Genomic DNA, 25,841 nt, shown 5'->3' with positions numbered 1-25,841 from the left:
ATGGCTGAGAAAATTAGGGAAGAAGAGGGTTCTCCCGTAGCGGGAGTGCCAGTGGGTCGCGAGGATAATATGACCATCAACCTGAAGATGCCCGACATTCAGGAGCTGAAGCCGCGCATTACGGTCTTCGGCGTCGGCGGCGCGGGCGGAAACGCCGTCAATAACATGATCACAGCAGGTCTCCAGGGGTGCGACTTCGTTTGCGCCAACACGGATGCCCAGGCACTGGCCATGAACCAGTCCGAACGTCTCGTCCAGATGGGCGTGGCGGTCACGGAAGGTCTTGGTGCAGGCTCCCAGCCGGAAGTCGGCTCTGCCGCGGCTGAAGAGGTGATCGACGAGATCAACGACCATCTGTCCGGATCGCACATGGTGTTCATCACCGCCGGCATGGGTGGTGGTACCGGAACCGGCGCGGCCCCTGTGATTGCCCGCGCGGCACGCGAACAGGGCATCCTGACCGTCGGTGTCGTGACCAAGCCGTTCCAGTTCGAAGGCGCCCGCCGGATGCGGATCGCGGACAGCGGCATCGAGGAACTGCAGCGCAGTGTCGATACGCTGATCGTCATTCCGAACCAGAACCTGTTCCGGATCGCCAATGCGCAAACCACTTTCGCGGATGCTTTCGCGATGGCCGACCAGGTGCTTTATTCCGGTGTTGCCTGCATCACCGACCTGATGGTGAAGGAAGGTCTCATCAACCTCGACTTTGCCGACGTCCGTTCGGTGATGCGCGGCATGGGCAAGGCGATGATGGGCACGGGCGAAGCCAGCGGCGAGAAGCGCGCGCAGCAGGCGGCGGAAGCTGCCATCGCCAACCCGCTTCTCGACGAATCCTCCATGAAGGGGGCCAGGGGCCTGCTAATCTCCATCACCGGCGGCAACGATCTGACGCTGTTTGAAGTGGATGAGGCTGCAACCCGTATCCGTGAGGAAGTCGACGCGGACGCCAACATCATCCTGGGGGCGACATTCGATGAAACCCTCGACGGCATCATCCGGGTTTCGGTCGTGGCAACCGGCATCGACAAGGAGGAAGCCCTTGCGGCCAACACGTTTCCCTCCGCGGGTGCCCAATCCTTGAAAGCCGAGATGCCCGCAGCCGCGCGTATCCCGGAATTCACGACGGCCAGGCCGGCGGTAGCGGCTGAAAAAGCCAATACCATGGATGCCGCCGCCAAGGCGGTAGCCAGCCTGGAAAAGGAACTGGCTCTTCCGGACCCGCAGCCGGTTTCGGTCGCCAGCGATCCGGACGTGGAGATCAAGCGCGTCCAGCCTTCGAGTGCAGCTCTTGCCGGCAAGGCCGCGATGATGGATCTCGATGGGGATGCTCCCGCACAGGTCGTCGAGGACGCACCGCTCAGCAAGCCGTATATTCCGCCGGCTGCCGAGGAGCACAACACCACTTCGCGCATGCCGCGCGTAGAGGACTTTCCGCCGATCGCCCAGCGTGAGATCCGGGCACAGCAGACGGCTGCAAGCCCGGCTCGGCAACCGCTGGCGAACGAGGCTTCTTCAGCTCCCGCGCAACCTGCGGCACCAGCCGCCGGTTACGAGGAACATGGTGAGGAAGGCCGGCGCCCGATGGGCCTTCTGCGCCGTCTCACCAGTGGCCTCGGCCGCCGGGAAGACGAGGAAGACGAGCACGAGGCAGACGCTCCGGTTCTGCGGTCCGCACCGCAGCTGCAGCCTGCGCCTCAAGCCGCGCCGCGCGCGCCTCAGCCGCGTCCTTCCGCCCAGGGTGCGGCAGGACAGCTGGACGGAACCGGCCGGGCAGCGCCCAAGCCGGTCACCACGACCGACGACGAACAGTTGGAAATCCCGGCCTTTCTCCGCCGGCAGGCCAACTGATTCACGACGCGATTGTCTTCCCTGATCGCGACAGCCCGGAGCTCACGCTTCGGGCTGTTTTCGTTCGGGTCAGAATTAGCCTGTTATTTCAGTGTCTTGCAAAGCTGTGTATCGTTACAAATCGTAATAAAGCTTTATTTCGCTCTCTCCGGTATCGGGATTATCTTCGCCAAAATCGTGATCGTTAAAAGTCCGTAACCTGCAAGGGATAAATTCCGGACTATTTCCGATCGCTAACCGGAAGGGCAGAGCACATGACAACTTATGTCGATCGACAGACAACACTCGCCGATCAGGTCACCCTGACCGGGGTGGGTGTTCATTCGGGCAAGCCCGTGTCGATCACATTGGTGCCCGCCGAAACTGGTGTGGGGATTGTGTTTACCCGAACCGACAAGGAAATGTCCTCAGAGGTTCCGGCGCGGTGGAACAAGGTTTCCTCGACCGCCCTTTGCACGGTGCTCGGCGATCCCGCCGGAGAAGGTGTGGCGACGGTCGAACACCTGATGGCAGCTCTCGTCGGCATGGGTGTGGACAATCTCATCGTGGAGATCGACGGACCGGAAATGCCGATCATGGACGGCAGCAGTTCGGCATTCGTCGAGGCGATCGAACAGGTGGGACTCAAAAAGCTGGACCGCGGCCGCCGGTATCTCAAGATCAGGAAAACCGTCCGTGTCGATAATGGCGGTGCCTGGTGTGAACTGCATCCGTATGACGGAACCAAGTTCGACATCACGATCGATTTCGACACGCCCCTGATCGGCCGCCAGCGGTTCGTGTCCGACATGACGCCGCAGGTGTTCCGCGACGAGCTTTCCCGTGCACGTACCTTCGGCTATGTGAAGGATGTCGAGCAGCTCTGGAAAATGGGTTTTGCCCTCGGCTCTTCGCTGGAAAACTCCGTGGCCATCTCCGAAGACAAGGTTCTCAATCCCGAAGGCACGCGCTGGCCGGATGAGTTCGCCCGTCACAAGGCGCTGGATGCCGTCGGCGATCTGGCCCTGGCCGGACTGCCGATCCTGGGCCTTTACCGCTCCTACAAGGGCGGCCACAAGATGAACAATGCCATTCTGGTCAAATTGTTCGAAGACCCGAGCGCTTTCGAGATTGTGGAAGCCCCGGCTTTCCGTCAGGTCGGTCAGGTTGACAAGGGCGGTCTGGCTGCGGCTGCTGCCTTCGGACCTGACGTTTCCTGATCGGGTCCCGGGCCGTTTTCCGCAAACGGCCATTTTTCAATTCGGCGGAAATCAGCACAATTCGGGCGGCTTGCCATAAATTTGCTTAAAAAAACCGTCAGATGGCCGATGAGGACGTGACGGGGACGGGTGCTTTCCGCTAAACACTCCTGTCGATGAAATACGTGGCCGTCTTAGAATTGGCCGGTTGGGCCGCTGCGGCCCGGGAGTATAGGCGTGAACGGAATTGACACTGGTTCTGAAGCAAGCGGAACCAAGGGCATGAAATTTTTCCTGAGACTGGCCGTCCTGGCAGCACCGCTTCTTCTGGCGGCTTGCGGAGGCAAGGACGACCTGGACGATCTGGCCCTGAACGACACGCCGCCGGAAGTTCTTTTCAACGAAGGCCTTGCCCTGCGCGCGCAAGGCAAATTGCGTGATTCCACCGAGAAGTTCGAAGAGCTGGACAAGCTCTATCCCTATTCCGAATATTCCAAGAAATCGCTCGTCAACCTGGCTTACCTGAACTACACGCGGGGCAAATACGCCGAGACGATAACGGCCGCTAAACGATTCGTGACGCTTTATCCCGGTGACGGGGATTCCGCCTATATGCTGTATCTCGCCGGGCAGAGCTATTTCCGCCAGATGCCGGATATCACCCGGGATCAGGCGGTCACCCGCAAGGCGGCCGGGGCCTTCAACGAACTGATCCTGCGTTTCCCGGAGTCCGAATATGTACCGGATGCGGAACAGAAACTGAGGATCGTCAAGGATCAGCTGGCCGGCAAGGAAATGCAGGTCGGCCGCTACTATCTGGAAAAGCGCAACTACGTCGCCGGCATCAACCGGTTCAAGACCGTGGTCGTCGAGTATCAGACCACACGGCATGTGGAAGAAGCCCTGTTCCGTCTGACGGAGGCCTATTACGCGCTTGGCGTCGTGAACGAGGCGCAGACCGCTGCCGCGGTGCTTGGACATAACTATCCTGACAGCCAGTGGTACAAGGATGCCTATTCGCTGTTGAACAAGGGAGGCTACGAGCCTTCCGAAGATAGCGGAAGCTGGATCAGCCGCGCCTTCAAGAGCATTTAGAGCGTGTCCCGTTAGTCTGGAAGCATTTGAGCGGGACATGCTCCAACAAGCTCTGGAAACACGACCTGATTCTCTTATATGCTGGACCGCGCCGAACTGTAGGCTATGCCCTTAGGAGCTTCCCTTCATGCTGGTCACGCTGTCTATCCGTGACATCGTTCTAATTGACCGTCTTGACCTTGATTTTACCGCGGGAATGTCGGTTCTGACCGGCGAAACCGGTGCGGGAAAATCGATTTTGCTCGATTCCCTGTCGCTGGCTCTGGGAGCCCGGGGAGATGCGGATCTGGTCCGTCACGGTGAACCACAGGGACAGGTGAGCGCCGTTTTCGATGTTGCTGCGGATCATCCTGTGCGTGCGTTTTTGCAGAAAAACGATGTCGATGACGACGGCGATATCATCCTGCGCCGTATCCAGACCGCCGATGGTCGTACCCGGGCGTTCGTCAATGACCAGCCGGTCAGTGCGGGCCTGTTGCGCCAGGCGGGCGGCCTGCTTGTGGAAATCCATGGACAACATGACGACCGGGCCCTGGTCGATCCGGAAAGCCACCGGGCGCTGATCGACGTTTTCGGCGGCCTGTTGGGGGATAGCGAGGCTGTCGGGAAGGCCTATTCGGCCTTCAAGGCAGCGGACAAGGCGGTAACCGAACATGAGAAGCGGATCGAGGTCGCGCGCAACGAGGCCGATTTCCTGCGCTCCTCAGTGGAGGAGCTGTCCGGCCTGAGGCCGGAGACAGGCGAGGAGGATCAGCTTGCCGCGCGCCGCACGGATATGATGCAAGTGGAGAAGATCGCCGGAGACCTGAACGATGCGTTCGACACATTGAACGGATCGGCATCGCCGATCCCTGAACTCGCCAGCCTGCTGCGCCGCCTGGAACGCAAGGCCGACCAGGTGCCGGTTCTTCTCGCTCCACCTGTGCGTACGCTTGCCGAAGCGCTGGACCTGCTGGAGGACACGCGGGGCAGCCTGGAAAGCGCTCTGCGCGAGACGGAATTCGATCCGCGTGAGCTCGAAGCGGTGGAGGAACGCCTGTTCGCACTTCGCGCGGCCTCGCGCAAATACTCCGTACCGGTGGACGATCTCGCCATGCTGCGCGAGCGCATGGCAGGGGACCTCGCCGATCTGGATGCGGGTGAGGACAAACTGGCTGCTCTCGCCGAGGCGGCGGCCATGGCGCGGGCGGATTACGACAAAAAGGCGGCTTCCCTTTCTGAAAAGCGGCACAAGACGGCACGGGCTCTGGAAAAGGCTGTGGCCGCGGAACTGCCGGACCTGAAGCTGGAACGCGCCAGGTTCATCGTCGAGCTGCAAAGCGATCCGCAAACTCCCGGCCGGTCGGGCATCGATCAGGTCGAGTTTCACGTACAGACCAACCCGGGTACGCGCCCTGGGCCGATGATGAAGGTTGCTTCCGGCGGGGAGCTCTCCCGTTTCCTTCTGGCGCTGAAGGTGTCTCTCGCCGACAAGGGATCTGCCCCGACGCTGGTCTTCGACGAGATTGACACGGGCGTCGGCGGTGCGGTTGCGGAGGCCATCGGCGTGCGGCTGGCGCGGCTGGCGAGCAAGGTCCAGGTGCTGACCGTCACCCATGCGCCCCAGGTGGCGGCGCGGGCGGAAGGTCATTTCCTGATCGCCAAGGAAGCGATGAAACCGGACCGGGTCGCAACGCGGGTCAGGCGTATCGACGAAAGCCACCGCCGCGAGGAAATCGCCCGCATGCTGGCCGGCAGCGTCATAACGGACGAGGCCCGCGCCGCGGCGGGCAAGCTGCTTACGGAAACGGCGGGATAAGGATCCCGCCGCTTTGAATTAGTCTGAAGTTATTTCGGGAGACCCGGCACGTTCAGCTCGATGCTGACGTCTTCGTCGTCGGTAAAGTAACCATTGGTGTAGAGCAGGCCGCCGATGATCAGGGCGACAATCAGCCCGCCGGCGATGAACCAACCGGCTCCGCCGCCGGTTCTTTTTTCGACATAACGTGTTTCATGGTCCTGATGGGCCATTTTCGTCTCCTGCTTCGTGTCAGCCTGCATTCGTTCGAATGCAGGATGCTCTTGCTGATCATTTGCGGCAGCCTGATGCCGGCGCATGCATCATCAACGCTTGAGCCTCGGGTTTGGTTCCGGTATCCGGTTGGGATCGGTATTCCAATCAGGCCCGCGAAGACATCATGACCGACAGCTCGACCTCTCAGATTGACATCGACGATCTCACCCAGGAAGAAGCCCTGGCGGAGCTGAAGCGTCTGGCCGCGGAAATTGCAGGTCACGACCGCCGCTATCACCAGGAAGACGCTCCGGTGATTTCGGATGCCGACTACGACGCGATGCGCCGGCGCAATGCGGCAATCGAGGCGCGGTTTCCGGATCTGATCCTCACCGAGAGCCCTTCACACCAGATCGGTGCGGCACCGGCCTCCGGCTTCGGCAAGATCACCCACCGGGTGCCGATGCTGTCGCTGGACAATGCGTTCAGCGACGAGGATGTGCGCGATTTCGTCGGCCGGGTACGCCGCTTCCTGAAATTCGATCCTCTGATGGGCGCGCTGGCCGTTACGGCCGAACCGAAGATAGACGGCCTGTCGCTGTCCCTGCGCTATGAAAACGGCGACCTCATCCACGCGGCCACCAGGGGCGACGGCACCACCGGAGAAAACGTGACGGCCAATGCCAGGACCATCGCCGATATACCGGAAAAGCTCGCCGGCGAGGTGCCGGATGTGGTGGAGGTGCGCGGTGAAGTCTATATGGCGCACAAGGACTTTCAGGCGCTCAATGAGCGCATGGCGGCCAATGGCGGCAAGGTGTTCGCCAATCCGCGCAACGCGGCCGCCGGATCGCTCCGTCAGCTCAAGCCGGAAATTACCGCTTCCCGCCCCTTGAGATATTTCGCCTATGCCTGGGGCGAGATGAGCGCGCTGCCGGAAGACACGCAATTGGGCATGGTCATGCGGATGGAGGACTGGGGATTCCAGGTCAACCCGCTGATGAAACGCTGCGAAACCGTTGAGGAATTGCTTGGCGTTTATCATGCAATCGAGGAAAGCCGCGCCGAGCTTGAATATGACATTGACGGCGTGGTCTACAAGGTCGACCGGCTGGATCTGCAGGAGCGTCTGGGTTTCGTCTCCCGCTCCCCCCGCTGGGCGATCGCGCACAAGTTTCCCGCCGAGCAGGCCTTCACGATCCTCAACGATATCGAGATCCAGGTCGGCCGCACGGGTGCCCTGACACCGGTAGCCAAACTTGAGCCGATTACCGTGGGCGGCGTGGTCGTCTCCAATGCGACGCTGCACAACGAGGATTACATCAAGGGGATCGGTCAGGACGGCGAACCCATTCGCGGCGGCAGGGACCTGCGGGTCGGCGATACGGTGAAGATCCAGCGGGCAGGAGATGTCATCCCGCAGATTGTCGATGTCGATCTGGGCAAGCGTGACGCGGACGCTGAGCCTTACGAGTTTCCGGCTGTCTGTCCTGCCTGCGGTAGCCACGCCGTGCGCGAGGAAAATGAAAAGACCGGCCGCAAGGATGCGGTGCGGCGCTGCACCGGCGGGCTGATCTGCCCGGCGCAGGCGAGCGAAAAGCTCAAGCACTTCGTCTCCCGCAATGCTTTCGATATCGAAGGCCTCGGTGACAAGCAGGTCGATGCGTTTTACCAGGAAGGGCTTGTAAAGACGCCGGCGGAGATCTTCACGCTGGAGGAGCGGGACAGGCACTCCCTGACCAAATTGCGCAACCGGGAGGGCTGGGGCGCTTTGTCGGCGAAGAACCTTTTCGAGGCCATCAATGCCCGCCGGTCCATCGATCTCAACCGTTTCATTTTCGCCTTGGGTATCCGTCATGTCGGCGAGGGCAATGCAAAGCTGCTTGCGCGGGCCTACGGGTCCTGGGATGCGTTTTACCAGGCGATGCAGGACGCGCATGACGAAACCGGTGAAGCCTGGGCGGAACTCAACGACATTGACGGTATCGGCCATATCGTCGCCGCGGCGCTGGTGGAATTCTTCGCCGAGGCCCACAACCGCGATCAACTCGACAAGCTGCTGGAGCAGGTGAGCCCGAAGGATGCGGAGAAAGTCGATGCTTCCGGCTCGCCGGTAGCGGGCAAGACCGTGGTCTTCACCGGTTCCCTGGAACGCATGACCCGCGACGAAGCCAAGGCGATGGCGGAACGCTTCGGGGCGAAAGTGTCCGGATCGGTTTCCAGGAAAACCGATCTCGTCGTGGCGGGCCCCGGGGCGGGGTCGAAACTTAAAAAGGCTCAGGAACTGGAGGTCGAGGTTATTTCAGAGGATGACTGGTTCGACCTGGTGGGAGCCTGATGCCGGTAAGGGAAGTGATTCTCTTTGGTAAATTGCCAGTTGTCTTGTTTACCTAAGTATTTTTCTCGCTGTCGATTCGCTCGTGAGTATGTGTGTAATTTATTCGACGAATCTTTATTGGTAATATTTACTACTCCATTTTGTTTTTCTTGGCCAAATGCGGAATTTATGTCGTTGAATGTCAAGTTCAGCGCCGTCGTTAAAATTCAAGTAATGGATTTCCTGCAGTTTAGAACAAAATCTAGTTCTGGAGAGAAGCCGCCCATGAAACGTATCAAGCTACAAATCGCACTGCTTGCAGGCGTACCGATTATGGGCCTTGCAGGGTTCGCAACGCTCAGTGTGTATGAAAAGGCGGTCGAGCTCTCGAATCATTCCTACATGCGGCCGATGACCAGGATTGCCGAAGATGCCGGCAATCTGGCGCATGAGCTTCAAAAAGAACGCGGCATAAGTGTCTCTCTCATCAGGTCGGACTACGACACCGCCATTGGCTCCAGGCTTGATGCGCAACGATCCGATACTGACGCGGCGCTCAAGGTGTTCGATGGCCATCTGGCGTCCCTTTCGCTCAGCGACAAGAAACTCCTGAAGGACCTACAGCATGTCGCCGAGGAAGTGCATAAGGTTTCAGGGGTCCGGGACGCCATGGATGCCAGGACAATCCAGGTCAAGGATGTCCTGAAGACCTACACGCACGAAGTGGATGAGCTGATCCATGTTGTGGGTATCACCACCGAGGTGAGCCCCTCGAAAGAAATCACCGCGGAGCTGCTGCCCTACCTGACGATTGTCGAGGCAATGGAGGCCGGCGGCCTGGAACGGGCCACCGGTGCGGCGCTGCTGAATGATTTCAATGCCACCGGGAAGGTCGATTCCGAGACCTACAGGTCGGTCATCACCTACTTCGGCGGGGAGAAGGCCTTCCTGAAGGAATTCGGGTCCGTTGCGACCGCCGAACAGAAATCCATGTGGAAGGATCAAGTCACTGGACCCGACGTCGCTCAGACACTTGCCTGGCGCGACCTGATCCATAGTCTTCCACAGACACTGGATTCAGAAGGACTTGACGGATCGGTCTGGTTTGCCACGGCAACGAAGCGGCTGGACCTCATGAAGAAGTTTTCCGATGAACTCATTCACAGGGCCGAAGCGGCCGCCGACAAGGATGTCGGAGGGATTGCTCGGGAGGTGTTCTGGCTTTCAGTCGTTGCTGTCATCTTCCTTGTTGCGACATTTGCCCTGGCCGGCTGGCAGGTGCTTTCGATTACCCGGACCCTGGGCCGGCAGCGGGACAGCATCTCCAACCTTGTCGACGGCAATCTGGATGTTGCGATCACGGATACCGACCGTCCGGATGAAATCGGAGATATTGCACGGGCATCTGAAATCTTCCGTGAGAAGCTCTCTCACCAGGGCGCGTTGGAGAAAGAAGCTGAAACCGGCCGCTTACAGCGCCGCCAGCGTAGGGAACAGCTTGAAAACGCCATTCACAATTTCGAGGTCGCGGTGTCCACGATCCAGGAGCAGCTTTCCTCGGAAACCGATGGTATGAGGACCAGCGCCGGCGAGATGGTAAAAATCGCCATGCATGCCGACGAAAGCGCCAAGGCGGCGGATGCGGCCACCGGGCAGGCAACAACCAATGTGCAGACGGTTGCGTCAGCTGCCGCCGAGCTTTCCGCTTCCATCGGAGAGATTTCGCGGCAAGCGTCTACAGCTATGGAAATTTCGGCCGCCGCCGCCGAGACCGCCGAGGCGGCGGACCGCGATATCTCGCTTCTGGCGGAGACGGCTGACAAGATCGGTGAAGTGGTGGAAATCATCCGCGCCATTGCGGAACAGACCAATCTTCTGGCGCTGAACGCGACCATCGAGGCCGCCCGGGCGGGTGAATCCGGCAAGGGGTTCGCGGTCGTGGCGGCGGAAGTGAAAGAACTTTCCACCCAGACTGCGAATGCGACGGATGAAATCGCCAGCCAGATCACCGGGGTTCAGAATTCGACCCAGAAGTCGGTGGCGGCCATCCGGTCGATCGTCGAGCGCATCCAGGAAGTGCGCTCGGTCTCGGAAACCATTTCCACGTCCGTTGACGAACAGAGCGCCGCGACCAGCGAGATCACCCAAAGCATCACTCTGGCATCCGATGGCGCAGCCGCGGCTGCGTCGAATGTGGCCGGCGTCTCCGGCTCGATCGACCAGACCCGCGACCAGTCCCAGGCCATGAGCCACTCCGCCGAACAGCTCGGCCTTGTGGCCGCCGATCTTTCCCAGGCGGTCAGCCTGTTCCTCGGCGAGGTTCGTGAAGACAAGGCGGCGTAATCCGGAAGGTTTCACGATACCAAATGGATGTACCAATATGTCCGGGGGAATTGTCCCCCGGGCATTTTTTGTCCTGAATTTTCCTTTGCATGGAAAATGCGAAAAAATCTGCGTGTCGGAATCCCTTTCTGCCGGGGCCTGAATTCGGCTCGGACCTGACGTTGCTGCGCTTCAAGTCATATGCAGTTATGTGAAATCGAACAAATTGATCGAATTGAAGGTGTTGGAGCATCTGGCGGGCATTCGTTCGAACGCGGGATGTCTTTGGAACCTATAGAAGATCCAAAACCCTTGTCTTGTCCCCATCAGATCCCTGGATAACGTCTCGCCACGGCCGTTTTGTTGCTATATTGTTCTCAAAAGAGCTCAAGCAGAAAACCGGACCAGTAAACCATGGCAGACCCGGACGGGTATGACGATCCATTTGACGATCCCTTTCAGCCGGATGGTGCGGCGCGTGCGCCCGTGCCTGCGAGGACGGAAGGCGGGATCGCGGCCCGGGCCATGGCAGCGCGGCGGGCACCGGATTATCTGACCGGATTGAACCCGGAGCAGCGCCAGGCCGTGGAAACCACCGAAGGACCGCTGCTTGTGCTTGCGGGGGCCGGCACCGGCAAGACGCGGGTCCTGACCACCAGGATCGCGCATATTCTGGCAACCGGCCGGGCGCAGCCGTCGCAAATCCTGGCGGTGACCTTCACCAACAAGGCCGCCCGGGAAATGAAGGAGCGCATCGCGGTTTTCGTCGGCGGCAATGTGGAGGGCATGGCCTGGCTCGGCACATTCCACTCCATCTGCGTCAAGATCCTGCGCAAACATGCCGAACTGGTGGGGCTCAAGTCCAGTTTTTCAATTCTCGATACGGACGACCAGATCCGCCTGATCAAGCAGATCATCCAGGCCGAGGGGCTGGACGACAAGCGTTGGACCGCGAAGGTCTTCGCGGGAATGCTGGACGGCTGGAAGAACCGGGCCCTGACACCCGATCAGGTGCCCGAGGGCGAGGCGCGGGCCTTCGCCAACGGAAAGGGCCGCAAGCTCTACGAGGAATACCAGGACCGCCTGTCGATCCTGAATGCCGCGGATTTCGGCGATCTGCTGCTGCATGTCATCACGATTTTCAAGACGCGTGCGGACGTGCTGGCCGAATATCAGCGCCGCTTCCGCTACATGCTGGTGGACGAATACCAGGATACCAACATCGCGCAGTATCTATGGCTGCGGCTGCTCGCCCAGGGCAATCCCAATGTGTGTTGCGTGGGCGACGACGACCAGTCGATCTATGGCTGGCGCGGCGCCGAAGTCGACAACATCCTGCGCTTCGAACAGGACTTCAAGGGTGCGGAAGTCATCCGGCTTGAGCGCAATTACCGGTCCACCAGCCATATTCTGGCCGCTGCCTCTCATCTGATCGCCTTCAATGAAGGCCGGCTCGGCAAGACGCTGTTCACGGATTTCAACGAACCGGACCATGATCTGGTCTCGGTTGCCTCCGTCTGGGATTCCCAGGAGGAGGCCCGCACGGTCGGAGAGGAAATCGAGGCGCTGCAGAGCAAGGACCATTCCCTGAACGAGATGGCCGTGCTGGTGCGCGCGTCCTTCCAGATGCGCGAATTCGAGGAACGTTTTGTCACACTCGGGCTCAACTACCGGGTTATCGGCGGACCGCGCTTTTATGAACGCATGGAAATCCGCGATGCCATGGCCTATTTCCGCTGTGTCATGCAGCCGTCGGACGATCTCGCCTTTGAACGGATCGTCAACACACCCAAGCGCGGTCTCGGCGATGCCACGCTGAAACTGGTGCACGGGCTGGCGAGGGCCGAACGCATACCGCTGATGCAGGCGGCCGGCCAGTTGATCGATACCGAAGAATTGAAGCCCAAGCCGCGCAACGCCCTGAAAACCGTGCTCGACAATTTCGAGCGCTGGCGGCGCCAGCTCGAGCAGATCAAACATACGGAGTTGGCCGAAATCATTCTGGATGAAAGCGGCTATACGGAAATGTGGCGCATGGACCGCTCGGCGGAAGCGCCCGGGCGGCTCGACAACCTGAAAGAGCTCATCCGCTCGATGGATGAATTTGAATCCCTGGCCGGGTTCCTCGAACATATCGCACTGGTCATGGACCGGGACAGCGCGGACAGTTCCGACGCCGTCTCCATCATGACGCTCCACTCCGCCAAGGGACTGGAATTCGACACCGTCTTTCTGCCCGGCTGGGAAGAGGGGCTGTTTCCGCACCAGCGCGCGCTCGACGAGAGCGGGCGCGCCGGACTGGAGGAGGAGCGGCGGCTCGCCTATGTGGGCATCACGCGGGCGAAAAAGCGCGTGAAACTCTATTTCGCCTCGAACCGGCGCATTCACGGCCTCTGGCAGTCGACCGTCCCGTCCCGGTTTCTGGACGAGCTGCCGCCGGATCATGTGGAGATCGCCGAACCGTCATCAAACTACGGCGGCTATGGCGGCGGCGGTTACGGGCCCTCGCGCTTTGACAGCCACGATCCTTTCGATACGGGCAGCTATTCGACACCCGGCTGGCAAAGGGCGCAGCGGGCGCGGCAATCCTCGGACGGGTTCAAGGAAGGCGGACGCGGCTATCAGTCCGCGCGGACGAAACGGCAGGGGCCGCTCACCATCGAAGGGGATTTGGTCGCGAGATCCGTCAGCGATAGCCCATCGGATTTTTCCGTCGGTGAACGGGTGTTCCACATCAAGTTCGGCTACGGAGCCATCCAGTCCATCGAAGGCAATAAACTGACCATCGATTTTGAAAAGGCAGGCCTCAAGAAGGTCATCGACAGTTTCGTCGAACGGCATTGACCGGTTCCGTTTCCGGCCGGAATGGGACGAAAAAACCGGCCACCAGGCGAGGGTGGCCGGCTGGTCTCCCGAAACACATGCAGACGCTGAATGGATGGGCGCGTATTGCAGGTCTTCAGGAAACAACGCCTGCTCCTTGGCAGTGGGAAGAGCAGGCGTAGTCAGTTCAGACTTTGAAATCCGCCAGCATGGACGCCACGCTGGAAGAAGATTGTTCGCCCGAGCCGTCATAGCCGGAATCGCTTTGCAGGGTTTCCAGAAGAGTGGCCATCAGCTCTTCCAAAGGATCGCTGCCCTGCTGGGCCCCTCCGGGAGGCGGAGGGGGACCACCTTCGGCGCGGCCACCGAGTTCACCGCTTTCGAACATCTCGGCCAGCTGGTCTGCCTGCTCCTGGTCAAGTGTGCCGGATTCGACCTGATCGGCCAGCATGGATTCGAAATTCGCCTGCATTTCCTCCTTTGAAGGAGGGCCGGCGCTGAAGTCCGGTGCCCCGGCCTCCATGCGTTCGGCATGAATGGTGTCCAGGGCGTCCAGCATGGCGTCCTGATCTTCGGAAGTGATTTCGCCTGCTTCGACCTGTTCGTCCAGCTTGCTGACGATCTGGTCCCGTGGTGACGTTGGCGGTGACATTGCGGGCATTGAGCCAATTGACATCATGAAACTGCTCCTTGAATGGGCCATCCGGCCGTTGCTCCGGGCACCGTGCGAGGTCAATTGTTAACGTGGTCTTAACCCTTGGAAGCCTTGATTTCGGTGTATTTCCGCGGGTTTTCCCAGAAACATCCAGAAACATGTTTTACAAATTTTCGGATGAATTTTCCGTCCGTTCAGGCATATGGTCCGCTCATGCAAAGATCGTCCCACATACTTGTCGTCGAGGATGATTCCGAGATCGGGCTGCTGATCAAACGGCATCTGGTTTCAAGCGATTTCAAGGTCACCCTGGCGCGGAACAGCGGCGAAATGGACCGTGTTCTGGCGAGTGACAGAATAGACCTGCTGCTGCTCGACATCATGTTGCCGGGAGAGGACGGCATCAGTATATGCCGCCGTCTGCGCGCCGCCAGCCCGATTCCGATCATCATCGTTTCCGCGAAAAATGAGGATATCGATCGGGTCATCGGGCTGGAGATCGGCGCGGACGATTATTTGCCCAAGCCCTTCAACCCGCGCGAACTGACAGCGCGTGTTAAGGCCCTGTTTCGCAGGGTCGAGTTGGGCGGAATGGCCTCTCCATTGGCGACGGGCATCCTGCGCTTCGAAGGCTGGGAAATGGATTGCAAGGCCCGCCGCCTGGTCAACACGGAGAAAGCGATGATTTCCTTGACGCCGGCCGAGTTCAACCTGCTGCAGGCGCTGGCGGAACGCAGTGGCCGCGTTCTGAACAGAGATCAGCTCGTCGAACTGACGCTCGGCCAGTTCGGTGTTTCCAACGGGCGGAATATCGACATACTTGTCAGTCGCTTGCGGGCAAAGTTCGAAGCGGCGGGAGCTCCCTACCAGTTCATCAGGACGGTCCGGTCCGGCGGTTACGAATTTGTCGCGCCGGTCAGCCGTGAAAAATCAGATGATTAAACGCATCTGGCCCGACACCATGCAGCATCAGATACTGATGCTGATGGTGCTTGCCAGTCTGCTCATGGTCCTTGCCGGAGGGATAGCCAGTTACTTCGTGAAGCAGGCCTTCGACAGCGACGGGTGGATCATGGAAAGCCATTTCGTCAGTGTCGCCGTCTCGAAACTGAATGAGACGCCGGTGCAGGAGCGCGGCGACGTGCTTGCTGACCTCAGGCGTGAAGTTCCCGACCTCATCATCAGGCCGGTCGATGACAAGGTCCTGGCGGCGTTCGGCGTTACCGGCGAAAGCACTCGCTTCGGTCCGTTCGTCACCGGCGAAACACTGTTCGGAATGCGCCTGGAACATGTCGTAGGACCGCGCGAACAGGGTGTCGATGCGCCGCCGGTTCTTTATTTTCGCCTGCGGGACGGCACCCTTCTAAGTGCCGAATGGGGGAATAGCGGTCCGCCACCGCCGGTATTCCAGATACTGCTGTATCTGTTTGTGGGATTTTTGGCGGTTACCGTGTGGGGATTGATGGTCTGGGCGGCCCGGGGCCTGCTCGGACCGTTGACCGAGCTCGCAGACTCCGCCGGTTCCTTCGGGAAAACCTCGACAAGCCCCGTTCCTATTCGTGAATACGGCCCCAGGGAGGTACGTACCGCCGCTCAGGCCTTTAACCGCATGCAGTTGCGGATAAACGAAATACTCGAAAAACGGACCCGGATGCTGGCCGCGATCAGCCATGACCTGCGTACCCCTTTGACGCGTCTGCGCCTGCGGCTCGATCTGCTGGAGGAAAGCGAGATCCGGGACCGGAGTCTTGAAGATCTCGATATCATGGACCAGCAGATCACCTCTGCGCTGACCTTCCTGCGCGACGGGGCGAGCGCCGAACCGGTTCAGCGCATCGACGTTCCCAGCTTTCTGCAATCGATTTCCGACAAATACGGCGATACCGGCCGGCCGGTCAAAACCGGCTATGAGGGAAATCTTGCGGTGATGGCGCGGGGGCTCGAGCTCGAGCGTGCCCTGTCCGATCTGATCGACAATTCAATCAAGTATGCTTCCGGTGCCGAAATCGAGGCCTCCAGAGCGGGGGACCGTATCAGGATCGACGTCATCGATCACGGGCAGGGAATACCCGAGCTGGACCGCGCGCGGCTGCTGGAACCCTTCGAACGCGGTGACGCAGCGCGCCAGATCCGCGAGGGCACGGGATTTGGCCTTGGACTGGCGATCAGCAAGGCCATCGTGGAAGCGGCCTCCGGCACTCTGGAGCTTCGCGACACGGAAGGCGGCGGGCTGACGGTCAGGCTGGAGTTTCCCGCCGGTTAGGCTCTGGATCCGTAACCTGACCTGATTTGCGCGGTGCGAGATACGGATCAAAGTTCCGTTTCCTCGGGTAACAGCATGGTGCGTTCCTTCAGAAACGGATGAATTTCGACAGCCTTCCGGAGAGCTTCCTGACCCAGCTTCACACGCCCCATGGTCATGAAAATCATCGCTTTGCCGGAAAGGGCCCCGAAGTGGCGGGGCTCCAGTTTCAGGGCGCGTTCTATGTCTATCAGGCTCGCCTCGTAATCGCCCTGGAGAAACAGGATGAAGGCCCGCTGGTTCCAGCCTTCGGAATAGTCCGGAGCTTCCGCGACGACCTCGTCGAGCAGGTCCCTGGCTCCCTGAAAATCATAAACGCCGCGCCGCTGCATGGCGGTGTCGATCCGGGAGCGGATCTCCGGTGTGGGAGCCGCGTCCAGCCAGGAATACCAGATGTCATCCTCAATCTTACGGGCCTCAGCTTCGTTCGGCGCGGTCTTCAATGCTTCGAACAGGGCATCCTGTTCGGATTGAGCGCCGGACGGAGCAGCCTGACCCGGCATACAGACAAGAACCACCGCCAGAACGCATAATGTTTGCGTTATGCCGGAGCGCAGCTTCGCAACAATCATCGATCTTCTCCTCTCCTTTTTGAGAAAAATGGAGCGCAATGCCGATTTGGCCAGTGTTGAGCGGCTTTGGTGGCTCTGGCATCTCCGCGGGCTTGCGGCTATACCGCTGGCCTCGACCCAACTTTACCAAAGGCGCGAATGGGCATGAAAACCATCCGGGTGCGGATCACAGCCGCGGAACTGGAAGCCAAACGGATCTCCGAAATCCTGGAGCGCGCTTTCGAGGACGACGGCAATCCGGTGGCGATTTACGAGGATTCGGCGGACGGGAAGACCTGGTCGGCGGAAATCCTGCTGTTCGACATGGAGCCGCAAGAGGCTGCCGCAACAGTGCGCGACCGGGTCGGTGCGGATGCCTTCGCCGCGCCGCTGGAGGCGGAAGAGCTGCCGGATATCAACTGGGTCGCAAAGAGCCTCGAAGGGTTGAAACCCGTCAGGGCCGGAAGATTTTTCGTTCATGGCGGTCATGACCGGACCAAGGTGCCGGCAGGTGCGATCGGCCTTGAAATTGAAGCCGCGCTGGCCTTCGGCACCGGACATCACGGCACCACGGCAGGCTGTCTGGAGGAAATCGACCGGTTGCTGTCCCTGAGAGACTATGACAGCATTCTCGATCTCGGCACCGGTACGGGTGTGCTGGCGATCGCGGCGGCGCTGAAAGCGAAGCAGAGCGTTCTGGCAACGGATATCGATCCCGTCGCAACCATGACGGCGCTGGAAAATGCGCGGCTCAACGGCGCGGCGCATCTGGTGCGGGGGTTCACGGCAAACGGCATGGAAGACCGCCGGTTCCGGCACTACGGGCCGTTCGATCTGGTGATCGCCAATATTCTGGCGAGGCCGCTGATGAAAATGGCGAAATCCGTCGGTGGGCATATGACGCGGACCGCAACGCTGGTGCTGTCCGGGCTCAGAATGGAGGACGGTCCCCGGATCCTGTTCGCCTATGGCTGCCAGGGCTTCGTGCTGGACCGGCGCCGGGAAAAGGATGGCTGGCTGACGCTGACCCTGGTGCGCGGACGAAAGAACGCTTGAGTGAGAAGTTCTCTAACACCCTAAAATCGCAAGCTTTTTCCGTTTTCATATTGAGTCACATGAAAACGGATTGAACTGAAACTTTAAGAGAAATTGGCTTTGCAGCCGTGTTTGCGGCCCCAGGTAGGCATATCAGCTCCGGAAATCGGGTGGTGATTCATCGAAATCCTGGAAGCCGTTGATTTCACAAAGCAAAGGGCCTGCCGAACAATCGGCAGGCCCTTTTAAGTGCACAGTCGTTTCAATCGAGCGTCCCGAGCCCCAATTCCGGAGCTTAGAATCCGCCGCTGGCTGAGCCTTCGCGCTCAAGCTGCTTGCGGTCATAGCCGTGGGCGGCCAGGGTCGCGTCGTCAAGTGAGAGCAGATATCCGTTGACATAGCGGCGCGCCTGGATGGTGCGTGCTTCGATCATGCGGTCAAGTGCGCGGCGCATGAAGCTGTTTCCGCCGATACGGGTCGAAGTCGTGGTTGCGATGCTCATAGTGATCTTTCCCATTTGAAGTTTAAGAGCTTCCCTAGGGAGAAACGTCTTTTTTGTCTTGTTGACACATATATGCAGATTCGTTTCCCGGGGCGGTAGGCCTGCAAGCGCATGTCAGCCCTGCGCATTTCGCATATGCGAAAAGAAAATGCTGCATTGCGAAGAGTTGTTGCCGTCTTTCTGTTGAGACGGCAATTCAGGAATAATTATCCGGCTTGATCCCCGGCGCAGGCCAAATTACCGTTCGGCCATGTTTCAGACCTTCGACGATCTCAGCGATCCCTCCTGCGGAGCGCCGCATGCGGCCCTTCTCAGGGCCGAACTTTCCCGCCGCGGCCTTGACGGCTTCCTGATCCCGCGTGCCGATGCCCATCAGAGCGAATATGTGCCCCCGCATGATTGCCGCCTGCAATGGCTGACCGGTTTTACCGGATCGGCGGGCGTGGCCGCGGTCCTCGGTGACGCCGCGGCGATCTTTGTCGACGGCCGTTACACGATCCAGGTGCGCGAGCAGGTGGACCTGGACATATTCCCGGCACGGCATCTGATCGATGAACCGGTGACGGACTGGCTGGCAGAGCGGCTGCAGCCGGGTCATAAACTTGGTGTCGATGCAATGCTTCACACGGTGCGTGAGGTCCGGCGTCTGAAGGAGATCTGCGCGCAGGCGGGAGCCGAACTGGTCACGCTGGACGACAATCCGATCGACAGTATATGGGAGGACCGCCCGGAACCGCCGGTCGGTCAGGTGTCGCTCTATCCGGTCGAACTGGCGGGCAAGGCGGCACGGGACAAGATTGCGCAGATCCAGTCAGCGCTCGCGGACAAGAAGGCAGATGCCTGCGTTCTGACGCAGCCGGATTCGATTGCCTGGCTGTTCAACATCCGTGGTTCCGATGTCAGCCATACGCCGCTACCGCTTTCCTTCGCGACGGTGCCCGCGCAAGGCAAGCCATCGCTTTATATCGACGGACGCAAGCTTTCCAACTCGGTGCGCGACGCTCTGGCGGATTTGTCGGAGCTGGTGGAACCCGAGGATTTCAAGAACGGTCTGAGCGCGCTCGGCATGGCCGGTGCGAATGTCATGCTCGATCCCGGTCTGGCGGGGATCGGTATCGCTGAGGCGATCACGGCAGCGGGGGGCGCGCTGGTCGAGGCCCAGGACCCGGTTCTTCTGCCCAAGGCGATAAAGAACGAGGTTGAGCTGAATGGCGCCCGCGTGGCGCATATCAGGGATGCCGCGGTGTTCGTGAACTTTCTGTGCTGGTTTGACGAGGAAGCTCCGAAGGGGGAGCTTGATGAAATCGGAGCAACGGAAAAACTGGAAGAGTTCCGCCGCGCGACGGGTGTCCTGAAGGACATTTCCTTCGACACGATTTCCGGAGCGGGACCGAATGGCGCGATTTGTCATTATCGCGTCAGCCGGGCCAGCAACCTGAAAATTCCGGTCGGAAAGCCGTTCCTGATCGATTCAGGTGCCCAGTATGAAGACGGCACCACGGACATCACGCGCACCCTCGCCGTCGGCGAGACAAGCGCGGACATGAAGAGGCATTTCACCCTGGTGCTGAAGGGACATATCGCGATCTCCTCCGCCAGGTTTCCGAAGGGAACGACAGGTGCTCAGCTCGATACGCTGGCGCGCATCGCGCTCTGGAATGCCGGGTTCGATTATGACCACGGAACCGGCCACGGTGTCGGCGCTTATCTTGGCGTCCATGAAGGGCCGCAGCGCATTGCCAAGACAGGAACGGTGCCGCTGAAACCGGGCATGATCCTCTCCAACGAACCGGGATATTATCCGGCCGGGGAATACGGCATCCGGCTGGAAAATCTGGAGGTGGTCACCGAAGCCGCAGACATTCCCGGAGGCGAACGCCCCATGCTCGGCTTTGAAACGCTGACCCTTGTTCCAATGGATTTGCGTCTGGTCGAGCTGTCCTTGCTGACGCCGGCGGAACGGGACTGGTTGAACCGCTATCATGAGAAAGTGCGGGAAGAAATCGGGCCGCTTGTCGGGGCAAAAGAGCGCATCTGGCTGGAACGGGCAACCAAAGCAGTCTAGTTTCTACGAAACAGATTCTGAGCGGTCTCGTTCCTCTGAATTGATCTATCGCACGATTTTGAATTGAGCTTCTGGTAATGCGCACAGCCGATTTTCTCAAAACACCTTTTTACGCCGCGGAACTGGCAACGGGCGCGAAATCCTTTTGCGACAATCCGCTGATCGGCAGCCGCCGGCTGAACGAGGCGGGATTGCACGTCAAGCGGATCGATCTGGCCGAGCGCATGGCCGACGCGCGGCGGCGCAGGCTGGCGCATCTTGTCGCGGAGGAAGACCGGGCGGCCTACGCACAGGATGGCTTCATTCAAAAGCGCGGCCTGCTGGCCGAGAGCGATCTTGAGGGCCTGCGGGCCGAAATCGCGACAACCCGTTTCGATTCCTGGGACATGCGTCAGGGAAACGCGGTGACGCGCTTCATTCCCCTGCCGCCCAAGGTGCTGAGGAACCTGCCGTATCTGCGCGATTTCGTCTGGAGCAAACCCTTTCAGAACGGTTTGCGCTATGTTGCCTCTACCAACGGAGATCCGCTGGTTTATCTGCATATCGTCATGACCGACCCAAAGGGCGGCAAGAGAGCGGATCCCCAGACGGCGTTTCATTCGGACACATTTCACCCGACCGCCAAGGCATGGTTCTTTCTGTACGATATTGACGATGCCGAAGGTCCGTTCACCTACATTCCGGGGTCGCACCGGCTGACGGCGGAACGTCTGGCGTGGGAACGCGAGCAGAGCCTGACGGCGGCGACGAACAAGGACCGCCTGCATGCTCGCGGGTCCTTCCGGCTGCGCGCGGACGAGCTTGGCGCTCTGAATTATCCCGAGCCCCTCCGGTTCGCGGTGCCGGGCAACACGCTCGTCGTCGCGGATACGCACGGGTTCCATGCGCGTGCGCCGAGTGAGCGGCCTTCCGTCAGGGTCGGAATTTACGGGTCTTTGCGCCGGAATCCGTTTGTACCCTGGACCGGTCTGGATCCTTTCGATCTTCCCGGCCTGCGCGGCCGGCAGGCAAGACTGTTCGTCGCTCAGAAGGATCTGGCCACCCGCCTGAAGGGCCGGCCGGTTTCCCACCGTTATGCGGGCAAAGTCCTGGCAACGGAACCGCCGAAATTCTGAGACACGCTTTCTAGCACTACTTTGGCAGAAGTGTGATTTTTAGGATTCCCTTGAGGCGCGATGCGTGATTCATGGGGAGCCAGCTTTGACGGAGGCTGGTGATGAACGAGGACTGGCAGGCGGATCTGGAGCGGTGGCTTGTCCCGTATCTGGAAGGTCTTGGCAACAAGACGCGGCGCCGGATGTGTCCGGCCTACATCGCCGGTCTGATTGGGCCAGGTGATCGCAAGAGTATCCAGCCCATGGCGGCCCGCTCGCACGCTATCCCTTATGACCGATTGCATCACTTCATCGGGGCAGGCCTGTGGGACAGCGCCCCGCTGGAAGCGACCTTGTGGCAGCAGGCCGACGAGTTGGTTGGCGGTGATGAATCCTGGCTGATCATCGACGACACCGCGCTGCCGAAGAAGGGCAAGGCGTCGGTTGGTGTCGCGCCCCAGGACGCGACGGCTTTGGGCAAGAACGCGAACTGCCAGACGCTGGTATCAGTGACACTGGCGTCGGGCGAAGTTCCGGTCATGCTGAGCTTGCGGCTGTTCCTGCCGGAAAGCTGGACGAGCGATGCTGCGCGAATGGACAAGGCTGGCGTGCCTGCGCTCTTGCAGGAATACCGCACGAAGCCCGAGATCGCGATTGAGGAGATCGACCGTGTTATCGCTTCCGGGGTGCGCTTTGGCTGCGTGCTGGCCGATGCCGGTTACGGGCTGTCCGCTCCGTTCCGGCAAGCACTGAGCGCGCGGGGGCTTTGCTGGGCCGTTGGCATCCCCCGGCACCAAAAGGTCTACCCGGCCGACGTGCAGTTGATCTTCCCGGTGGCAGGGCGCGGTCGACCACGTGTGCGGCACGTGCCGGACGTCAAGTCCAGGGCCGCGCACGCCATGCTTGAAGACGTTAAGTGGCGACAGGTCAGCTGGCGCAAGGGAACGAAGGGGAGCCTAACCGCGCGCTTTACTGCCGTACGCGTACGCATCGCCGACGGAGCACCCCAGCGGATCGGCTCTGCCGGAGCCCAGCATATGCCGGGGGAGGAAGCCTGGCTGGTGGGCGAACATCGCTCGAACGGCGAGCGCAAATACTATCTCTCGAACCTGCCTGCAGACACCCCGATCAAGGCTCTGGCTGGCGCGATCAAGGCGCGCTGGATCTGCGAACAAGCCCATCAGCAACTCAAGGAGGAACTGGGACTGGATCACTTCGAGGGCCGATCCTGGACCGGGCTCCACCGCCACGCCTTGATGACGATGATGGCCTACGCCTTTCTGCAAAGTCGCCGGATCGCCCAGGCGGGACGGAAAAAAAAGAGTCCTCGGCCCGCCGCCACAACCCAGCCTGCCAGCGGTGCGACAAGCCATTCTTGACCGTTTGTCTCGCTCACCGCCAGGCCATTGTCCTCACTGTGGATGCGGCCTCACCAGACCGCCTACACTTCTGCCAAAGTAGTGCTAGGGTCTGTGGACAATTAGGTTTGGGTCGCGGCGCGAGCCGGATTTCGGTGTCCGAACAGGAGGAAAGTCCGCAGTGGTGCCGTCCACCACAAGGACTTTCCGACGCAGTCGGGACCGAAATCCGCCGCGTCTCGAAGAGATTTGGCGCAAAACGCCCATTTCGGCGTCCCAATGTCTTGAAAGGGAACACCCTTCCTGCGACCTTGCTTCTTGAACTGGGCGTTTTGCATCCAAACCTCGACCAAATCCTTATTGTCCACAGATCCTAGCGGTGCTCCTCCTTGGTGGCCTTGATCAGGGCGGCGTTGAAGTAGCGCAGCCCCCGGACATGTCGGGCGACACCGATTATGCGCCCGGCATCGCCCTTGCGGACCACCGGTAAAGATGCCTTGCCGCAGGAATCGAAGCTTTTCAGCGCGCTTTCCAAGGTGTCGGTGTCGTGCAGATAGGGACCGTCCTCGCCCGGATTGAAGACCCGATCTTCTTCCGCTTCCGGCGGCGGATCCATGAATTCGCCGACCTTGACGGTCTCGCTCAGGACCTGATGCACTCCTTCGTTCACGAAACAGCCACGCATGCCGAGCTGCCAGTGGAAGTAGGACTTGCCGTGAACGGCCTGGGTCAGGCCGGTGGCGATCGAAACCGCAAGCAGAAGGGCGATGGAAAGCGCATATCCGCCGGTCAATTCGAACACGATCACAGTGGTGGAGAAGGGGGCGCCGAGGACGGCCGCGGCGACGGCCCCCATGCCCAGAATTGCATATAGACCGTGGCTGGAAGCCATTTCCGGGAAGGCGGACGCGGCTATAAGTCCAAAAGCGCCACCGGTCATGGCGCCGAGGTAAAGGGACGGTGAAAATATCCCGCCACCGAAGCGTGAGGCCAGCGTGATCGAGGTGGCGGCCGCCTTGACCACCAGCAGGGAAAGCATCGTGGTGATGGTCAGTTCGTGTTTCAGGGCCATATCGGTGGCGTCATAGCCGACACCCAGAATGCCCGGGAAAAAGATACCGATGGTCCCGACCACGAGGCCGCCGATGACGGGCCGCAGCCACAGGGGCATGGTGATGTTGCGGGCAGTCCAGTCGGTGCCGATCAGGGCGAACTGGAAGAGGATCGCCACCGCTGCGCAGGTGAGCCCCAACAGCGCGAAGGCAGGTATTTCGAGATAGGAGGTGATCTCATACTGCGGGATCACGAAGGCGGCGACATCGCCGAACCAGAGGCGCGACAGAAGCGTTCCCATCACCGAGGCAAGCACGATCGGTACGAAAGCGGAGACCGCATAGTGACCGAGGACAACCTCGTGAGCAAAAAGCACGCCTGCGATCGGAGCGTTGAAGGACGCTGAAACGCCGCTTGCGACGGCGCTGGCAATAAGAATGCGGCGGGAGGTGTCCGGCAGTCGGAAGAAGCGGCAGATGGCGGCGCCGAGCGTGGCGCCCAGATGCACCACCGGCCCTTCGCGGCCGGCGCTTGCGCCGCTGCCCAGCGAGATCGCCGTCACCAGGGCCGACCACAGGCCGGCGCCAAGCGGCAGGCCGCGCCCGCCATGAACTCTTGCCTCGATCACGTCGGCGACAGCGCCGGCGCGCTGATTGGGGTGGAATTTGTGCAATATCCAGCCCACGATCAGGCCGCCGACGGCCGGGGCGAGCAATATGACCCACCAGGGCTGGTTTGCCGCGGCCTGCATGGTCAGTTCGGTGGTCGTGCGCAGCCAGGGCCACTGGATGAGTCCGATTGCCGTTCTGAAGGCGATCGCGGCGAGAGCCACCAGCGCGCCGACGAAAACGGCGAGCACCCAGACCAGTTGCATGCGGCCGGCACGGAACTGGCGCACGTTGGGCGTAATCCAGCTGATGAGAATATCTGGGAGCTGAGCGGCGGTTTCTATTATTTTGCGCATCAGTCACGGGTGCTTTGTGCGGGGCGTATATGTGATCGGCTCTCATTGTGCCCGAGTCGGCGCCAATGAACAGGCCTGCCCGCCTGTTTTCATTCGGAAATCACTCACTTTTTTCTCGCCCATGCGCCGCGTGCCGCGGTCGATTCCGCATTATCGCGGTATTTCGATGCGTCTTCCAACCCGTTCCGGCCGGGGAAGGCACCCATGCCCGCTGAGCAGCGCGGCGAGATTGGCGCGGATGTCGTCCGGCCAGGGGACGACTTTGCGGGCTTCCATATCAACGTGGAGACTCATCTGCTCGGACGTGGCGGACAGCCAGCCTTCCTCCGCGTGACGCAGTTCCTGATAGATGTGAGCGCGCTTGGCATCGAAACCGATGAGCTGCACGGAAACGGTGACCGGCATGCCCGCGCTCAGTTCCTGCAAGTAGCAGACATGCACCTCGGCGGTGAAAAAGGAGGCGTTGCGGGTTTTCACATAGTCGGGGCCAAGGCCTAGCTGCTCGAAGACCTGGTCGAGCGCCGTGTCGAACAGGACGTTGTAATAGGCCATGTTCAGGTGACCGTTATAATCGATCCAGTCGTCCTTGACGGTCATGACCGCGCTTTGAAGCGGTTTGGCCTCTCCGGCTAGTGTCATTCCGTTCTCTTCATTCATTTTCATGACCGTACCCTTATCGCCGG

The 25,841-nt window shown here is 60.3% G+C and carries 19 protein-coding genes; 13 read left to right on the top strand and 6 right to left on the bottom strand.

Annotated elements, in window-relative coordinates:
- Positions 1-69 precede the first annotated feature (69 nt).
- The 4 genes from ftsZ to recN all read left to right on the top strand — a co-directional run bounded on the left by ftsZ (position 70) and on the right by recN (position 5,922).
- Positions 70-1,851 carry a cell division protein FtsZ gene (gene ftsZ, locus CLV41_RS22690; RefSeq protein ID WP_103224751.1) on the top strand — a complete coding sequence of 594 codons (1,782 nt, stop codon included), beginning with the start codon at positions 70-72 and terminating at the stop codon, positions 1,849-1,851.
- A gap of 254 nt (positions 1,852-2,105) precedes the next feature.
- On the top strand, positions 2,106-3,050 hold the full coding sequence (gene lpxC / locus CLV41_RS22685) for a UDP-3-O-acyl-N-acetylglucosamine deacetylase (protein WP_103224750.1): 945 nt from the start codon (positions 2,106-2,108) through the stop codon (positions 3,048-3,050).
- A gap of 261 nt (positions 3,051-3,311) precedes the next feature.
- Positions 3,312-4,124 carry an outer membrane protein assembly factor BamD gene (locus CLV41_RS22680; protein WP_103224749.1) on the top strand — a complete coding sequence of 271 codons (813 nt, stop codon included), beginning with the start codon at positions 3,312-3,314 and terminating at the stop codon, positions 4,122-4,124.
- 127 nt (positions 4,125-4,251) lie between these two features.
- Positions 4,252-5,922 (top strand): DNA repair protein RecN, encoded by a 1,671-nt coding sequence (recN, locus tag CLV41_RS22675; protein WP_103224748.1) that lies wholly within the window; start codon positions 4,252-4,254, stop codon positions 5,920-5,922.
- Between the two features lie 29 nt (positions 5,923-5,951).
- Here recN and CLV41_RS22670 read toward each other — a convergent pair whose 3' ends face one another.
- Entirely contained in the window at positions 5,952-6,134 is a 183-nt protein-coding gene (locus CLV41_RS22670; RefSeq protein ID WP_103224801.1) for a hypothetical protein, read from the bottom strand.
- A gap of 167 nt (positions 6,135-6,301) precedes the next feature.
- On the opposite strand from CLV41_RS22670, the gene ligA reads away from it, so the two are divergent.
- The 3 genes from ligA (at position 6,302) to CLV41_RS22655 (ending at position 13,600) form a co-directional block, all read left to right on the top strand.
- Positions 6,302-8,455 carry an NAD-dependent DNA ligase LigA gene (ligA, locus tag CLV41_RS22665; RefSeq protein ID WP_103224800.1) on the top strand — a complete coding sequence of 718 codons (2,154 nt, stop codon included), beginning with the start codon at positions 6,302-6,304 and terminating at the stop codon, positions 8,453-8,455.
- Positions 8,456-8,719: 264 nt separating this feature from the next.
- Complete coding sequence (locus tag CLV41_RS22660; RefSeq protein ID WP_103224747.1) at positions 8,720-10,777, top strand: methyl-accepting chemotaxis protein; 2,058 nt, start codon at positions 8,720-8,722, stop codon at positions 10,775-10,777.
- Between the two features lie 393 nt (positions 10,778-11,170).
- Positions 11,171-13,600 carry a DUF3553 domain-containing protein gene (locus tag CLV41_RS22655; RefSeq protein ID WP_103224746.1) on the top strand — a complete coding sequence of 810 codons (2,430 nt, stop codon included), beginning with the start codon at positions 11,171-11,173 and terminating at the stop codon, positions 13,598-13,600.
- 166 nt (positions 13,601-13,766) lie between these two features.
- Here the strand turns inward: CLV41_RS22655 and CLV41_RS22650 are convergent, their stop codons facing one another.
- Positions 13,767-14,258: a hypothetical protein gene (locus CLV41_RS22650; protein ID WP_146048627.1), complete on the bottom strand. Its 492-nt coding sequence runs from the start codon at positions 14,256-14,258 to the stop codon at positions 13,767-13,769.
- A gap of 189 nt (positions 14,259-14,447) precedes the next feature.
- On the opposite strand from CLV41_RS22650, the gene CLV41_RS22645 reads away from it, so the two are divergent.
- The gene (locus CLV41_RS22645) at positions 14,448-15,176 is read left to right on the top strand and encodes a response regulator (protein WP_103224799.1); all 729 of its coding nucleotides are present in this window, start codon (positions 14,448-14,450) and stop codon (positions 15,174-15,176) included.
- Positions 15,169-16,497 (top strand): ATP-binding protein, encoded by a 1,329-nt coding sequence (locus CLV41_RS22640; RefSeq protein WP_103224744.1) that lies wholly within the window; start codon positions 15,169-15,171, stop codon positions 16,495-16,497. Before CLV41_RS22645 ends, CLV41_RS22640 begins: the two co-directional genes overlap by 8 nt.
- 47 nt (positions 16,498-16,544) lie before the next feature.
- Here CLV41_RS22640 and CLV41_RS22635 read toward each other — a convergent pair whose 3' ends face one another.
- The gene (locus CLV41_RS22635; protein ID WP_103224743.1) at positions 16,545-17,108 is read right to left on the bottom strand and encodes a tetratricopeptide repeat protein; all 564 of its coding nucleotides are present in this window, start codon (positions 17,106-17,108) and stop codon (positions 16,545-16,547) included.
- A 144-nt stretch (positions 17,109-17,252) separates the two neighbouring features.
- Here CLV41_RS22635 and CLV41_RS22630 point away from each other — a divergent pair, with 144 nt between their 5' ends.
- Positions 17,253-18,143 (top strand): 50S ribosomal protein L11 methyltransferase, encoded by an 891-nt coding sequence (locus CLV41_RS22630; RefSeq protein ID WP_103224798.1) that lies wholly within the window; start codon positions 17,253-17,255, stop codon positions 18,141-18,143.
- Positions 18,144-18,417: 274 nt separating this feature from the next.
- On the opposite strand, the gene CLV41_RS22625 is transcribed toward CLV41_RS22630, so the two are convergent.
- Positions 18,418-18,624 (bottom strand): hypothetical protein, encoded by a 207-nt coding sequence (locus CLV41_RS22625; protein WP_208987688.1) that lies wholly within the window; start codon positions 18,622-18,624, stop codon positions 18,418-18,420.
- Positions 18,625-18,874: 250 nt separating this feature from the next.
- Between CLV41_RS22625 and CLV41_RS22620 the strand changes: the two genes are divergently transcribed.
- From CLV41_RS22620 to CLV41_RS22610, 3 genes are all read left to right on the top strand, one after another.
- Entirely contained in the window at positions 18,875-20,689 is a 1,815-nt protein-coding gene (locus tag CLV41_RS22620; RefSeq protein WP_103224741.1) for an aminopeptidase P family protein, read from the top strand.
- Positions 20,690-20,766: 77 nt separating this feature from the next.
- Positions 20,767-21,804: a phytanoyl-CoA dioxygenase family protein gene (locus CLV41_RS22615; RefSeq protein ID WP_103224740.1), complete on the top strand. Its 1,038-nt coding sequence runs from the start codon at positions 20,767-20,769 to the stop codon at positions 21,802-21,804.
- 101 nt (positions 21,805-21,905) lie between these two features.
- On the top strand, positions 21,906-23,162 hold the full coding sequence (locus CLV41_RS22610; RefSeq protein WP_103224739.1) for an IS701 family transposase: 1,257 nt from the start codon (positions 21,906-21,908) through the stop codon (positions 23,160-23,162).
- A gap of 352 nt (positions 23,163-23,514) precedes the next feature.
- Here CLV41_RS22610 and CLV41_RS22600 read toward each other — a convergent pair whose 3' ends face one another.
- Together CLV41_RS22600 and CLV41_RS22595 are read right to left on the bottom strand one after the other, a co-directional pair.
- Positions 23,515-25,158, bottom strand: a complete 1,644-nt coding sequence (locus CLV41_RS22600) for a chloride channel protein (protein ID WP_103224737.1) — start codon at positions 25,156-25,158, stop codon at positions 23,515-23,517.
- A 150-nt stretch (positions 25,159-25,308) separates the two neighbouring features.
- On the bottom strand, positions 25,309-25,797 hold the full coding sequence (locus tag CLV41_RS22595) for a thioesterase family protein (RefSeq protein WP_103224797.1): 489 nt from the start codon (positions 25,795-25,797) through the stop codon (positions 25,309-25,311).
- Between the last annotated feature and the right edge of the window lie 44 nt (positions 25,798-25,841).

The organism is Roseibium marinum (assembly GCF_002906165.1).
GTDB classification, from domain to species: Bacteria; Pseudomonadota; Alphaproteobacteria; order Rhizobiales; family Stappiaceae; genus Roseibium; species Roseibium marinum.
This window is presented reverse-complemented; position numbering and strand designations above follow the sequence as displayed.